General features: G+C 35.3%; 14 protein-coding genes. 10 read left to right on the forward strand and 4 right to left on the reverse strand.

Annotation, left to right across the window (positions count from 1 at the left end; translation table 11 throughout):
• Positions 1-58: 58 nt before the first annotated feature.
• Positions 59-841 (reverse strand): S1/P1 nuclease, encoded by a 783-nt coding sequence (locus ACN5J7_RS12105; protein WP_418604088.1) that lies wholly within the window; start codon positions 839-841, stop codon positions 59-61.
• 205 nt (positions 842-1046) lie between these two features.
• Here ACN5J7_RS12105 and ACN5J7_RS12110 point away from each other — a divergent pair, with 205 nt between their 5' ends.
• The 7 genes from ACN5J7_RS12110 (at position 1047) to ACN5J7_RS12140 (ending at position 8163) form a co-directional block, all read left to right on the forward strand.
• Entirely contained in the window at positions 1047-1622 is a 576-nt protein-coding gene (locus ACN5J7_RS12110) for an RNA polymerase sigma factor (protein WP_418604089.1), read from the forward strand.
• Entirely contained in the window at positions 1622-1807 is a 186-nt protein-coding gene (locus ACN5J7_RS12115) for a hypothetical protein (protein WP_311937824.1), read from the forward strand. The genes ACN5J7_RS12110 and ACN5J7_RS12115 overlap by 1 nt, the downstream gene beginning before the upstream one ends.
• Before the next feature lie 10 nt (positions 1808-1817).
• On the forward strand, positions 1818-2633 hold the full coding sequence (locus ACN5J7_RS12120) for a mechanosensitive ion channel family protein (RefSeq protein ID WP_311937826.1): 816 nt from the start codon (positions 1818-1820) through the stop codon (positions 2631-2633).
• Between the two features lie 183 nt (positions 2634-2816).
• Positions 2817-4115, forward strand: coding sequence for a serine hydrolase domain-containing protein (locus ACN5J7_RS12125; RefSeq protein WP_418604090.1), 1299 nt, complete (start codon positions 2817-2819; stop codon positions 4113-4115).
• A gap of 202 nt (positions 4116-4317) precedes the next feature.
• Positions 4318-4860 carry an SRPBCC family protein gene (locus tag ACN5J7_RS12130; protein ID WP_418604091.1) on the forward strand — a complete coding sequence of 181 codons (543 nt, stop codon included), beginning with the start codon at positions 4318-4320 and terminating at the stop codon, positions 4858-4860.
• 237 nt (positions 4861-5097) lie between these two features.
• Positions 5098-7248, forward strand: coding sequence for an Ig-like domain-containing protein (locus ACN5J7_RS12135; protein WP_311937832.1), 2151 nt, complete (start codon positions 5098-5100; stop codon positions 7246-7248).
• A gap of 84 nt (positions 7249-7332) precedes the next feature.
• Positions 7333-8163: a DUF4261 domain-containing protein gene (locus tag ACN5J7_RS12140; protein WP_311937833.1), complete on the forward strand. Its 831-nt coding sequence runs from the start codon at positions 7333-7335 to the stop codon at positions 8161-8163.
• A gap of 88 nt (positions 8164-8251) precedes the next feature.
• Here the strand turns inward: ACN5J7_RS12140 and ACN5J7_RS12145 are convergent, their stop codons facing one another.
• Entirely contained in the window at positions 8252-9604 is a 1353-nt protein-coding gene (locus tag ACN5J7_RS12145) for a DEAD/DEAH box helicase (protein ID WP_418604092.1), read from the reverse strand.
• Positions 9605-9640: 36 nt separating this feature from the next.
• Positions 9641-10531: an aldose 1-epimerase family protein gene (locus ACN5J7_RS12150; protein ID WP_418604093.1), complete on the reverse strand. Its 891-nt coding sequence runs from the start codon at positions 10529-10531 to the stop codon at positions 9641-9643.
• Between the two features lie 79 nt (positions 10532-10610).
• Between ACN5J7_RS12150 and pabB the strand changes: the two genes are divergently transcribed.
• Entirely contained in the window at positions 10611-11924 is a 1314-nt protein-coding gene (gene pabB / locus ACN5J7_RS12155; RefSeq protein ID WP_418604094.1) for an aminodeoxychorismate synthase component I, read from the forward strand.
• Here the strand turns inward: pabB and ACN5J7_RS12160 are convergent.
• Positions 11921-12613 carry a hypothetical protein gene (locus ACN5J7_RS12160; protein ID WP_418604095.1) on the reverse strand — a complete coding sequence of 231 codons (693 nt, stop codon included), beginning with the start codon at positions 12611-12613 and terminating at the stop codon, positions 11921-11923. The two genes, pabB and ACN5J7_RS12160, sit on opposite strands and share 4 nt — an antisense overlap.
• Before the next feature lie 123 nt (positions 12614-12736).
• Here ACN5J7_RS12160 and tilS point away from each other — a divergent pair, with 123 nt between their 5' ends.
• Both tilS and ade read left to right on the forward strand, forming a co-directional pair.
• Positions 12737-14044, forward strand: coding sequence for a tRNA lysidine(34) synthetase TilS (gene tilS, locus ACN5J7_RS12165; RefSeq protein WP_418604096.1), 1308 nt, complete (start codon positions 12737-12739; stop codon positions 14042-14044).
• Between the two features lie 47 nt (positions 14045-14091).
• Positions 14092-15711, forward strand: coding sequence for an adenine deaminase (gene ade, locus ACN5J7_RS12170; RefSeq protein WP_418604189.1), 1620 nt, complete (start codon positions 14092-14094; stop codon positions 15709-15711).
• The last annotated feature ends 2 nt before the right edge of the window (positions 15712-15713 follow it).

Genomic DNA, 15713 nt, shown 5'->3' on the forward strand with positions numbered 1-15713 from the left:
CAGCCCCAAAGCGAGGAAAAACTTTGGGGCGGTTTTTTATTAGTGTTTAAATATTGCCCTAAAACAAGTCGTTTAGAACTTTAGCCAATCGGATGCCGGCTATTTGCAATTGGCTTCTTACGGTTTCAAAATTATCATACGAATATCGGTATCTTAAATTCTCGCCGGGTTTTACAGTGCTGTAAACCTTTTTGGTTAATTGATGGGTTTCGTTTACCCAATCTACAACGGTGCCTTGTTGTATGGCCATAATTTGGTGTTTGGATAAAACATCAGTATTTTCAGCTAATTCGGTATAACTCATATCATATTGATCAATCATTTGGGAATCCCAAACACGGTGTAGGTTAGAATCCTTGTAAAACCACTGTAATTTAAAGTCGTTTCCGCCCTTGTCCTCTTGTAAGCCAACATGCATCGGTTGGTGCAAATCGCCAATTAAATGAATCAATAATTTCAGATAAAAGGCTTTGTCGTCGTCTGATGCATTTTCATCTTTTATAACACTTTTGCAATAGGCAATACCCGTTACCAAATCGCCATCTGGATTCTTTTTTGAGTTCTCGTAAGTTTCATCCAAAGGCATATTTATATAATGCCACGTATAGTATTTGTTATATTTTTTATCAGATTTTATCTCATCGGCAAAGGTAGAAACAAAGGCTAACGATTTTCTTTTTAAAAGCCTATTAACCTCTTTTTTTGCTTTTCTGTTAAGGTGCTTATCGGCTATTTTACCAACAACCCTGTGTCCTGTGGCGCTCCAATAATCTTCTGGTGCTTTGGGGTGTGTTACTGCCGAAAATAATAACGTAATTAAATAAATGCTTAGTAATTTCATAAAAATATTTTTTCAAAATTAGGAATAAAATCGCTAATAATTTTGCTTTAGTTTTTAATAAATTGTAAAAATAATATTATATTTCGGTAAGAAGAAAGTGGGTGTATTCATTTTAGTGAAATATAGCATTTACTTTGAATGATGTGTGACTTATTTAATAAGTCCGTGTCTTAACTAAAACAACTAAAAGAGCCGTAAGCTACATTTGAAAACCCTAACAGATACTAGTAATTTGCCCGATGAAGATTTGGTAAAAGCCATTGTTAAAACCAATAACACAGTGCTTTTCGAGATACTTTACGACAGGTATGCTACATTGGTATATAACAAGTGTTTTGGGTTTGCAAAAGATGCCGACGAAGCTAAAGATTTAACACAAGATGTGTTTTTAAAACTCTTTGTTAAATTGGCGAGTTTTAAAGGGAAATCGAAATTTTCAACCTGGTTGTATGCGTTTACCTATAACCATTGTGTAAATTATGTAACCAGAAATACGGCTAAAAAATTTGAGAAGCAATCCGTAGATTATAAGGATATTGAAAACCTTTCTTATACCGATGAAAGCGATACCAGTTTTCTGGATATGAAAGTTGATAAATTAAAAGTGGCCTTAGAGCTCATTTCTCCAGAAGAGAAAATGATATTATTGTTAAAATACCAAGATTTTCTTTCCATAAAAGATATTGAAAGTGTTTTAGGAATAGGTGAAAGTGCAGTTAAAATGAGAATTAAACGCGCAAAAGACAAGCTAAAAACCGTATATACTAACAACCTTAAATAATGGATAATCCATTTAAACTTATAAATCAACCACTAAAGGAAGTTCCGCCAGAGTTAAAGACAAAGGTAATGAACGATATTGCCATGGCTAAACTCATCATGGAACTGGCTGCTTTGTTTTCTTATAATTTTAGCCATGTTATAGAAACGGTGATTAGCAAGCGACAAAAAAACAACCAATTATAACCCATCAATTATGAAATTTTTAGAACAGTTAAAAGAATCATTACAAAATTTATGGCTTGATATTGCGGCATCTGCACCCAAAATTATTGGTGTACTTGTGTTGATTATTATTTTTTTAATCATTGTAAAAATCATTAGCAGTGTATTAAAAAAAGTGCTCTTAAAAGCCAATGTAAACAAATTAGGAGACAAGCTCAACCAGATTGAATTATCAGAGGGCAAAACCTTGAATATTAATTTGGTAAACATTCTTGTTAAAACCATCAAATGGTTGCTGTATATTGTTTTAATTTCCATTGTTGCCGATATTTTGGAGCTCACCATGGTATCAGAAGGTTTAAAAAGCTTTATGGGGTATTTGCCAAAACTGTTTACGGCTTTGGCCATTGTAACCTTAGGTTTGCTGTTTGCAACCTTTGTTAAAAAATCGTTGCAGAGTTTATTCGAATCTTTGGAGTTGTCTGGAGGCAAGCTGTTAAGTCAATTGGTCTTTTTATTATTAATGGTATTAATAAGCGTAACGGCTCTAAATCAAGCTGAAATAAATACCGAAATAATTACGAGTAACATAAAAATGATACTCGCGGCATTTCTATTGGCTTTTGCCTTGGCGTTTGGTTTGGGAGCTCGAAATGTAATTGAAAAAGTATTGCACACCTTTTACACCAGGAAATTATACGAAGTAGGTAAGGTGATTGAATTTAATGGTATCCGAGGCGAGGTAGAGTCTATAAACAGTATATCGGTAACGATAAAAACAGAAGAAGGAAAATTAATAGTCCCTATTAAAGATATTGTAGAGAGCCAAGTTAAAATACAGGACTAATTTTAAGTTAGGGTTAAAATTTGGTTGGTTACTGCCTGTATGTTAAGCAACTCTCTACATGTTATATCCCTTTTCATTTATTTGAAAAGGGGTTTTTTTTACCATTAAGCTGATGCTTTTTATAAATGGTTTAAAAAAAGTAACTTAGCTATTTATGTCTAACCAAAACCACTAATTTTCACCATGAAAAAACTACTATATATTTTAGCTGTTTCCTTCTTTTTTATAAGCTGTTTTAAATCGAAAGACACCACACAAACACAAGCATCCAAAACATTTTCTGAAGCCCAAGCTGATGAGGTTGGGATGTCAGAATTCAGATTGAGTTATATTGGTACGATGCTCAACCAAGCCGTTTCAGACGATGTTATTCCCGGTGCTGTGGCATTGGTTTCGCGACACGGAAAAATAGTGTACCACAAAGCCTTTGGAATGGCGGATAATGCTGCGGAAAGAGCTTTGCAACAATCGGACATTTTTCGAATCGCCTCACAATCAAAAGCCATCACGTCAACCGCGGTTATGATGCTTTGGGAAGAAGGCAAGTTTAATTTAGACGACCCCATTTCAAAATACATTCCGGAATTTAAAGACGAACAAATTTTAGAAACGTTTAACGAAAGCGATTCGTCGTACACTACCAAACCCACAGAAAAACAAATCACCATTCGGCATTTATTAACCCATACTTCAGGACTTGGTTATGGCGTTATTGATGGCGACCGTCGATTTAAAAAACTGTACAATAAAGCTGGTATTATCGATTTGTTTACAACCGAAAACATCAGTATTGAAGATAACATTAAAAAGCTGGCAAAACTGCCATTGCACCATAACCCGGGCGAAAAATTCACGTATAGCGAAGGGCTCGATGTGTTGGGTTATTTTATTGAAATCGTATCGGGAATGCCTTTTGATGCGTTTTTAAAAACCAGAATTTTCGAGCCTTTGGGCATGCACGACACCCAGTTCTATCTTCCGGAATCCAAATACAACCGTTTGGTAACCGTACAAACCAAAGAAGATGATAAGTGGATAAAATATCCTATTACATTTTACGATACCGATTACCCCATTAAAGGCGCAAAACGCTTTTTCTCCGGGGGTGCGGGATTATCAAGCACCGCAAAAGATTACGCTGCTTTTTTACAAATGTATTTGAACCATGGCACCTTAAACGGCAATAGATTGTTAAGCAGAACCACTGTGGAGACCATATTAACCAACCAAATACCATATATTTCTGAAGATATTAAAGCGGTTCATGGATTGGCTTTCGGTTTGGTGGATAAAAAAGGACACGACTTGGGTGGTAATGGAAGTGAAGGTACGTTTGTTTGGGGCGGCTATTTTAATACTACCTATTTTGCAGACCCCAAAGAGGAAATAATTGGTGTGCTTTTAAAACAAACCCAACGTATTAAAGGTGATGATACCTCAAATAAATTCAGGAAATTAGTGATGCAAGCTGTTGCTGATTAAGCATTCTTTTTTAGTAATTTTAGACGCTTATAATTGAATTTGTCTTAAATTTATAAAACTAATTTTGTCTATTAGTAGATAATTTTGTCTATTAGTAGAATTAATCCATTGAAATGAATTTAGATTTCAATCGTTTTAAAAAATTAAATTTCTTGTATCATTCAAACAGAAATACTCAAGCGTTAAATTAAAATTTTATATTATGAAATACTTAAAATATATCCTTGGAATTTTAGCCATCTTGGTTATCGGGTTTTTCCTTTTAGGGTTTATAAAAACAGAGTTGTCTTATGAATGCGAAGTACTCGTAGATAAGCCTTTAGCCGAATCTTGGGCAGTTAGTCAAGATGAAGAAAAAATGTCCGATTGGTTAAAGGGGTTTCAAAAAATTGAACATGTAAGCGGCACACCCGGTGAAGTGGGAGCCGTATCAGATGTATATTTTGTGACTGATGGCGAGGAAATGACTATTCGAGAAAAAATTACAGAAATCGTTCCAAACGAATCGGTATCTATGTTGTTTACGTCCGACTTCATGAATATGGATTATAAGCTCAAAATGACCTCAATCGATGGGAAAACAAAAATCAATTCAAGCACTACTTGCGAAGGAAATGGAATGGTTTCTAAATCTATAATTGCTTTGATGGGAAACACAATCAAAACGCAAGAGGAAACCAATCTCACCAATCTTAAAAATACCATTGAGAAAAACTCGAAAGACTATTTTTCCACCGAAAACTAGTTGGAAATTCAGAAGCTCCTGCTGGTATTCTAAATAAGGATTACGGGCCTTTTTGATAATTCTGCCTCCTGCGCATCCCGATAACCATCGGGCAGGAATCCACTCGATAACAAAATGGTTAACGTTTAAAAAATCATCAATTCAGCATTTACCACTTACCGATAAAAAGAGGGATACTTTTTTATTTATCAGATATTTTCGTACGTTTGATATTAAATAAATCATACAAATAAGCCCATGCGGATTTTTCAACTAGCCTTCGTTCTTTCCTTTTTTATTATTTTCAACTCCTGTTCAAAAGACGGTGAAACACCAGACACGGTGCCTCCAACAGTATCGTTAACAATTTTGGGTGTTCCAACTTTTTCTGGTGGAGAACCTATAGTTGTGAGCAATCAAATAGAGGTTAGCGTTGATGCTAAAGATGCTAATGGCGTTAGCAAGATTGAGGTGTTTATAGACAATGAAAAGAAAGGTGAAGATAGTTCGGCCCCTTATCATGTTGTAATCGATATATCCTCGTATGCCTCTAATAAAAATTATACTTTAAAAGTTGAAGCTACGGACAAGGCAGGCAATACCTCCTCAACACAACAAGCTATTAGCATTGACAATGAAATACCTGTGATTACCGATGTTTCTTTAGCCCAAGATTCGGTTATAACGGGAAGTGAAAATACGGTTACATTTAACGTATCTGACAATGAGGAGCTTTCATCTGTAATGGTTTATGTTAATAGCGAATTATTTGCAGATATTAAGGATAAAAATTACGAGGTAAATATAGATTCCAAGGTGTTACAAGATGGCGAAAACAAACTGATGATTGAAGCCAAGGATCCAGCTGGAAATATAGGGAGCTATGCTGTTAATTTTATAATTGATAATACAGGTCCAGCCATTACTTTAAATTCAATTACAGAAAATCAGATTTTAGATGAATCTATGCTTTTACAGCCCGAAGTAGCGGATGCTTTTTCAGACGTTGTGTCTGTTGAAGTGTTTTTAGGCGAAACGAGTATATTCCAGTTTGATGAAAATTCCAGTAATTATGATATGGATTTCGTGCCTGATAATTACCCCGTTGGAACGACTGTTTTTAAGTTAATAGCAATAGATAGTTTAGGGAACGAGTCTGTGTTGGAAATTAATATTGAAATTTTAAGACTTTTGATAAAAGTAGCTTTACCAGATGGTTTTTTAAGTCCATATTGGTCTAGCTTTTGGATTTTCGCTTCAGAAATGAATGGTGTGCCCATTGCTTCCAAATCGGTAGGAGCGGAAGACAATAGTGTTAAAATACATGCGCCATCAGAATTCGATTTTGATAAAAAATACATGATAACGTTGTTGGCAGACGAGAACACGAATCCGAATTCCTTTAATAGAATTACAAATATTCAAGGAATAACAAGGAATAGCCTATCCGAAATAAACTTTAATTTACCTCAAAGAAAAACGGTTATCAGTAATGCTACCGTGTCTATGGTTGGGTTTGGCACTAATGAAACAGTAGCGGGAGATGGGCTCGATTATAGTTTTAACCACTATACTTCAGAGACCTCCGGTAATTTTGAATTAACCAGTCTTAATACTACAAGTAATGCTTCGTCTGATTATTTTTTGTATAGTACAAATTTAGACGGGTTTCCTTATGCTTATTTTAGCTTTTCTGAACCTTTGACAAACGAAAGTATAATCAATAAAACAGATTTAAATACCGATACGGCAATAAGTAATGCTACATTTAACATAACCAACGATCCGGGAATATCAAATAGTCAATTGATAATAAATGGATTCCGTACCAACGAGGATCTTCAAAACGGTATTTACCATAAAATTTATTCAGGGAGTCCACAGCAAGTGTTTGGTGTTGAATATGAATATTATTTCTGCTCTAATTTTGACTCTTACTCGCATCAGTTAATTTTGGATGATTATTTAACTTTCAGAAAAGGGCTTCCAAACAACACCTATAATATTCCGGATTGGAGTGTCGATTATCTACAAAATGGAAACGAAATAACCATTACAAAAAGCGGAACCGAGCATGTTTTAGGCAGACTCCAACTGATGCCAACTACTGGAGAAGATTACATTATGACGGTTTTGTTTGACAGTCAAAACACAGACGTAGTTACCCTGCCACAAATTCCAGAGGACATGAAAGATTTACACATTTACACGGTTGCACAAAATCAAGGTTTTGATATGAATCAAATTCATTTTTCGTCTTACAATACGATTACGTCTTACACGGATTATTTAGATAGCGTTATTAAAGGAGATGGTAATGAAACTGATGTTTCAGATATGATTACAACTAAAATGAAAGCTAAAAACGGTGCTTCAGTTACACCGTTTAAAACGTATAATTTTGATTAGATAAAGGCTTTTTGCTCGATCAAGTATGAAATCGGACTTATAAATTATTCAAACGAATTCATACGTTAATTGTTATAAAACAATATGAGAAAAATTTTAACCATAATATTAATCGGAATTATTTTAATGGGATTATTTAGCTTTTTAAAGAAAGAAAAGAAGATTGAAGCAAGCACAAATTCAGTTATATTAGGAATGGTTCTTCTCGAAGAACCTAATTCTTTTGATCTAAAGGGAACAGTTAACGAATTAAGAAAAAAATGGAATTTAAAAGTTAATGATAAAGATGCCGATGATAAAGCGGCCGTTTTAATTATTGATAATTATAATATCGCTATAGCAACTATGCAAATGGCTATTCCTGAAAATGAAGTAGAAAATGTAGCTGAATATAATTACTTTTGGAAAAATGCAGTTCAAGAAACTTCCAAGCATAAAGGACATATTGTTTTGTCAATAATGAACGCTGGAAAAAATGCAGTTCAGGAAAACTTATTATACAGCAAATTAGCTTCTGCTGTAATGAATAATAGTAAATCATTGGGAATTTACATTGGTGGTAGGACTTTAGTTTTGAAAAAGGAATTTTACCAAGCAAATGTGGAAATGATGTCTGAAACAGACCTTCCATTATACAATTGGATTTACTTTGGTTTAAGACAAGAAAATGGAAAACAATCTGTTTTTACTTATGGACTTGCAGACTTTGGTAAAAAGGAAATGGAAATTGTGGATTCTGAAAATTCACTCGATGAACTGAATGAAATGATGTTTAATTTAACTCATTATGTAATTGCTTATGATGTTAAATTAAAGGACGGAGAAACAATTGGAATTTCTGCAGACCAAAAACTAAAAATATCGGAATCAAAAGGTAGGTTTTTAGAAGGATTGACATTAAAAATTGAATACTAAAAACAATGCTGCATTTTATAGAGGTTTCAATTTCCTACCATTTCTGCTCACCCCAATAACTATCGAAACTGTCAACTAAAAGCTGCAACTACTTCCGTTTATTCCGTTTATTATAATTTTTATCGCCGCGAGTTTTCGGCTTTTTATACTTTTTGGCAATTTTAAATTTATACGATCCACCCAAATTCTCTTTCGAGTTCTTTTCGGACTTCTCGTGGAATGCAGGCCCCAAAGTATCGTCGTCTCCTCGTTTGGTCGGGTTGTTGCGTTCTTTTATTTGCGGACGTTCTTCTTCAATAAGTTCGGTGGAAATTTCAACAGCATCTGGGATGCTTAGCATCGGAATTTCCATTTGCATCAAATCCTCGATATTTTCAATAGCCTCTTGTTCCTTTTCAGTAGTAAACACAAGGGCTTCACCTTTGCGTTCAGCACGACCGGTTCTTCCAATTCGGTGCATATAATTTTCAGGATAATCGGGCGTATCAAAATTTATAACATGACTAACATTATCAATATCCAATCCACGTGCCATCACGTCGGTAGCAATTAAAATACGGTTCTCGCCAGTCCTAAATTGCTCAATGCTTCGCAATCTGTAATTTTGTGTTTTATTGGAATGAATCACGCAAAGTTCTTCATGGAATATTTCGTCTAATTTTTCAAATAAACGATCTGCCATCTTTTTATAAGCCACAAAAACTAAAACCTTATTGAAGGTTTCGGTGTCATTCAATAAGTGAACCAATAGATTTACTTTGGTATAAAAATTTGGGACAATATATCGGGTTTGGCTAATATTTTCTAAAGGCGTACCCGAAACGGCTATGGAAACACGCTCAGGACATTTAAAGAAATCATTAATTAGTTCGTCTACATCTTGCGTCATGGTTGCCGAAAACATGATGTTTTGTCGGCGTTGTGGTAGGATATCAAATATATTAATAAGCTGATGCCTAAACCCTAAATCGAGCATGACATCGACTTCATCAATCACTAATTTCTGAATCGATTTTAATTGCAACACACGGCTTAAAGCCAAATCGTATAAACGACCCGGAGTGGCTACCAAAATATCTATACCTTCGGCAATTGCCTGTTTTTGTGTGTTGATATTAGTACCGCCATAAACCCCCAAAACCCGATTGTTAATGTATTTTGAAAGCTTTTCAATTTCATCAACCACTTGCACAACCAACTCGCGCGTTGGCACCAAAATCAAAACGCGTGGGTTTTCTTGCGTCGAAAATTTTAGGTTTTTAAGAATAGGAAGCATGTACGCAAAGGTTTTTCCCGTACCGGTTTGCGCAATACCAACCATATCTTTTCCCGAAGCCACCACGTTAAAAGCCTCAGCCTGAATGGGTGTTGGCGTGGTAAACCCTAAATCGTTTAAGGCGTTGTGTAAAGGTGTGTTTATGTTTAAATCTGTAAAAGTCACAATCTTGTTTTAAGCTGCAAATCTACCATTAATTTGTTAGACTAAATGTGTGTTGTTAACTTCAATGGTATAAGTGGCTTTAAAAGTTTTGCCGGCAAGTAATGCCATAATGCCTTCTTTGGTTTTAAAATCTTGATTGGTGTTTTCGCTATCGGCAACGCCCAACCACGGTTCAATGCACACATAGTCGCCCTCTGGTTTTGCCCAAATACCCAAATACGGAAAATCGTGATAGCTCACTGAAAGTATAGCGCCATTCAACTGGCTTTTTAAAGTCACTTTTCTAGATTTTAAATCTTTAAAAACGAGTGCATCTCTATTAAATAGATTGTGGGTTAAATTGATGGTGTTCGAGTTGTTTAAAACGGTTTCGGTTTCAGAGGAAATCAACCCATTTTTCATATTGATTAAATGCGTTTTGGCGGTTTCAGTGTGTTCAAACTCCAAACTGTAATCTTCGTAATTTTCATTTTCAAACACGGGGCATTTAAAAGCCGGGTGTCCACCAACCGAAAAATATATGGTTTTATCATCCACATTTTTAATCCGGTGAATCACATCTATCTTATTATCAACAAGTAAATAAGTGATGTAAAACTCAAATTTAAACGGATAATTTTTCAGCGTTTCATTGTTGTAAAACAGAGCGAAAGTTAAACTGTTTTCGGTCTGTTCGTGCAAAATTATATCGTTGTTATGTCTAACAAAACCGTGTTTTGGCATGCTGAATTTCTTGTCTTCAAAAATATAGCTGTCATCTTTTAAAGCCCCGATAATAGGGAATAGATTGGGTGCGTAACTGCCCCAAACATTGGGGTTGGCATCCCACATAAATTGGGTTTTGTTTTGTGTTGAAGATATATCGCAAAGTTCTGCGCCAATATTTTTTACTGCTATTTTTAGCTTGTTGTTTTGTAAAACGTGCATCAAAAAAATAATTTGTATGCTACAAAACTCTTAATTTTTTAAGTATTCTGAGTAACTTTACCCCATAAACTTTTTTTTGTTGAGAACCACAAAGATTTTTAAAGTAGAAAACACCGATACATTTAAGCACCAAATATTGGCTTGGGCGCAACAATTTGACGATGTGGCTTGGTTGGATTCTAATCCCCAAAGCCATGGTGACAAACAGAACCATGCCAATTACGATGCTGTTTTAGCGGTGGATGCGTTTACAAGTATCCAAACGGATTTTTATGATGCATTTGAAAAGTTAAAAGAATACCAAACCACGGTAAACGATTGGGTTTTTGGTTATTTAACCTACGATTTAAAAAATGATGTTGAAGCCTTGAGTTCCAATAATTTTGACGGCTTAGCGTTCCCCGATTTATATTTTTTTCAACCTAAAAAACTATTCCTTTTTAAGGGTAATCATATTGAGATTCAATATTTAAATAGTGTTGAAGATGAATGGGAAGACGATTTAAAAAACATCCGTCATTGCGAGGACTATGGACGTGGCAATCTGCAAAATGAGAGCAACAACATCAAAATAAAACTCCGCATTCACAAAGACGAGTATTTTGAAAAAATAAACACTATGCTCGCACACATCCATCGTGGCGATATTTACGAAGCAAATTTTTGTCAGGAATTTTATGCCGAGGACACCGTTATAAACCCGTTGGAAACTTACAATAGGCTCAATGCGATTTCAAATCCGCCTTTCGCAACCTTTTTAAAATGCCACGATAAGTATTTGTTATCGGCTTCACCCGAGCGTTATTTGAGAAAGGACGGGAATACCATTATCTCGCAACCCATAAAAGGAACGGCGAAGCGATCGGACAATATTGAAGAAGATGAGCAACTAAAAAACGCCTTGTTAAAAGACGAAAAGGAGCGCAGCGAAAACATTATGATTGTGGATTTGGTGCGTAACGACCTTTCTAAAACAGCCATAAAAGGCAGCGTTAAAGTTGAAGAATTATGCAAAATTTATACGTTTGACCAAGTGCATCAAATGATTTCTACGGTAACTTCAAAAGTGGAGCAGCACACGCATCCCGTTGATGTTATAAAAAGCACATTCCCCATGGGAAGTATGACGGGCGCACCCAAAATTTCGGCCATGAAAATTATTGAAGCCTTAGAGGAAACCAAGCGCGGACTCTATTCTGGTGCCGTGGGTTATTTTTCGCCAATTGGCGATTTCGATTTCAACGTGGTTATCCGAAGTATTTTGTACAATGAGACCAAAAAATATGTATCGTATTCCGTTGGTGGAGCGATAACGGCAAAAAGCAAACCTTTAAATGAATACGAAGAATGTTTGGTAAAAGCCAAAGCGATGCGAACGGTTTTAGAGTACTAACCCAAACGTTCCTTTAAGCTTTCAATGGTTAAATTTAAAATGCGTTTTACACGTTTTGCTTCAATGTTTTTAATTTCGGCAACTTCATCGTAATCCAGTCTTCCAAAAACGAATAAATCTACAATTTCCGATACTTTTAAGGGCAATAAGGTATAGAATTTACCTAAAATATTTTTGTTGTTTAAAGCCGACATATCTTCAACCTCAAGCGCATTTTGTATCGAGATGTCATCATTATCATAAATAAAAAGAGGCTTGTGTTTATGGTCTTGTTTGTACGAAATATCATTGAGCTCTTCGTTCATAATAAAATCAAAATCCTCATCAACGGTAAAATGCTCTTCCAATCCGTCCAATTCTTCTTCTAAAATATCGTTCGTACTTAGCGTGTGTTGATGAAAAGCTTCTTTTTCAAACAGCTCATTTAAATCGGAATCCACAATTTTGAAAAGCTTGATTTTTATGGCGAAAGCATCCATGTCTACATCGTAACCACCTTCGTAAAATTTGGCAATAGCCTCGTCTATAAAATCGTTTGAGGCGTACATGTTTTTTGGAATGATACCTTTTGATTCCGCTATATACAACCGATGCTTTATGTATGCCTGTAAATGTTGCGTTGCCGAAACAACTTTTTTATTAAAGGTATCTATGGTGGTTTTGTCGTTTAATTTATCTGTTGAGCACATAATTTCAGGTATTAAATTTATACTTTAAAGTTACAAAAAACATAGTTTTTAAACATGATTTTTGTCATTGTTATCTGCTTATAAGTTGTGTATATAAAGGGACAATGTTGTATATTTGAAAACATGCTGGAACAATTCAAAGATCATATAAAAAAGGATTTTTCATTCTTAAAAAAAAGTAAGTTGCTCATTGCCATTTCCGGCGGAATGGACAGCGTGGTTTTAACACATTTGTGCCATCAATTAAAACTAAATATAGCACTGGCACATTGTAATTTTAATTTACGAGGACATGAAAGTGATGACGATGAAACCTTCGTTTTAGATGTAGCCGAAGATTTAGAATTGGAAGTGTTTATTGAAAGTTTTGATACCGAAACCTTTGCCAAAGACAATAAAATTTCCATACAAATGGCAGCCCGTGAGTTGCGCTATAATTGGTTTGACGAACTAGCTAACCAACTAAAATTCGATTATATTTTAACGGCCCATCACGCCGATGATAATCTGGAAACCTTTCTCATCAATCTATCTCGTGGCACAGGTTTAGAGGGGTTAACGGGAATTCCTGCGATTAATGAAAAATTAATAAGACCACTATTGCCTTTTTCAAGAGAATCGATTGAAACTTACGCCAATACAAAAAAAATGAAATGGCGAGAGGATAGCAGCAACGCCTCAACCAAATATTTGCGGAACAAATTGCGGCACGATGTGATTCCTGTTTTAAAGGAAGTGAATCCGCAATGGCTTCAGAATTTTCAAAACACCTTAAAACACCTAAATGGGTCATCTCATATTGTTGCCGAAAATGTCGATATTTTTTTGAACAAAGCCATTGAAAGCATGGACAACAACGAGGTTAAATTTAAAATTTCGGCGTTTAAAAAACTCGCATACCCAAAGCCTTATTTGTATGAAACTTTTAAGGAGTTCGGCTTTACGCAATGGGAAGATATTCTCAATTTGTTGGATGCCGAAACAGGGAAACAGGTATTTTCAGCAACATATAGACTTGTTAAAAACAGGGCGCATTTATTGTTAAGTGAAATAAATAGCGATAAAAGTGAACCGATTTCAATTTCAGAAAAAGACAATAAAGTAGAAACCCCATTCGGAATTCTATTTTTTGATGAAGCGGACGCGATTACAGAAAAACGAAACAACCTTATTTACGTTGATAAAGAAAAATTACAATACCCTTTAATTCTTAGAAAATGGGAGGAAGGCGACGTATTTTATCCCTTAGGAATGAAGGGCAAAAAGAAACTAAGCAAATACTTTAAAGACGAAAAATTATCACTTTTAGATAAAGAAAAAGTGTGGTTATTGTGTTCAAATAATGAGATTGTTTGGGTAATTAATAAACGCGCAGACAATCGATTTAAAGTAACCGAAAACACAAAACAAATTTTAAAAATTAAATTGTAGTGATGTCTTTCCCTTTAGGAAAGATGTCCGAAGGACAGAAAGGGCTTATGAAACTACAGGGCAACATTGTCGATATACCGAACAAGCGCATTTTTAAAGGTGAAATTGTTATTGAAAACAAAAGGATAATATCCATCACCGAAAAAAATCACAACGTTAACCATTACATACTTCCGGGTTTTGTCGATGCGCATATCCATATAGAAAGTTCCATGCTCGTTCCAAGCGAATTTGCGCGTTTAGCGGTAACACACGGTACGGTGGCAACCGTTTCCGATCCGCACGAAATAGCTAATGTTTTGGGTGTAAAGGGTGTGGAATTCATGATTAAAAACGGCAAGCAAACCCCATTCAAATTTAATTTTGGTGCGCCGTCCTGTGTGCCGGCAACCACATTCGAATCGGCCGGAGCGGTTATAAATTCAGATGCAATCAAAACGCTTCTCGAAAATCCAGATATCAAGTATTTGGCAGAAATGATGAATTATCCTGGTGTTTTATTTGATGATGACGAAGTGCTAAAAAAGATAGCTTGGGCAAAACAGTATAACAAACCCATTGATGGGCACGCACCAGGTTTAAAAGGCGACAAAATCACCAAATATATAAACGCAGGAATTTCAACGGACCACGAGTGTTTTACGTATGATGAAGGTTTGGAAAAACTTCAAAAGGGCATGAAGGTTTTAATTAGAGAGGGTAGTGCCGCCAAAAATTTTGAAGCCTTAATCGATTTGTTGCCCGAACATTACAAAAACATGATGTTTTGTAGCGATGATAAGCATCCGGACGATTTAATAATCAGCCACATCAATAACCTTTGCGCCAGAGCTGTGGCTAAAAACATAGATGTTTTTAAAGTGTTGCAGGCGGCATGTATTAATCCTGTTGAACATTATAATCTCAATGTTGGTTTGTTGCAAGAGGGCGACTTTGCGGATTGCATTGTGGTCGAGGATTTAAAGGATTTTAAAACGCTTCAAACTTACATAAATGGCGAGCTGGTTTTTAATGAAGGCCAATCGTTAATTGAATCCATTCCTTTTGAAATATTGAATAATTTCAAGTGTAATAAGAAGCAGGTTTCCGATTTTAGATTTGAATCTTCGGCAAAACAAATTAGGGTTATCGAAGCTTTGGAAGGGCAATTGGTTACCAACGAAATCGTTGAAAATGCTTTAGTTAAAGACGGAAATTTAATTTCAAATGTTGAAAAAGATATTCTGAAAATGGTCGTTGTTAATCGTTATCAAGATGAAAAACCCGCGATTGCCTTTATTAAAAACTTCGGGTTAAAAGAAGGAGCCATAGCATCTTCAGTGGGTCACGATTCGCATAATATCATTGCCGTTGGCGTGTCGGATGAAGCAATATGTAAAGCCGTTAATTTACTCATAGAAAACAAAGGAGGTGTTTGTGCCGTATTAAATTCAGAAGAAAAAATAGTACCGCTTCCCGTTGCAGGAATTATGAGTGATAAAGACGGTAAAACCATTGGTAAACAATATGCCGAACTCGATAAAATGGCAAAACAACTTGGTAGCAAACTTAAAGCGCCATATATGACGCTCTCGTTTATGGCGTTGTTGGTAATTCCGTCATTAAAATTAAGCGATAAAGGTCTGTTTGATGGGAATACATTTAAATTTACACCTTTAGAAATCTGATT

Source organism: Hwangdonia sp. (genome assembly GCF_048381975.1).
Classification (GTDB): domain Bacteria; phylum Bacteroidota; class Bacteroidia; order Flavobacteriales; family Flavobacteriaceae; genus Hwangdonia; species Hwangdonia seohaensis.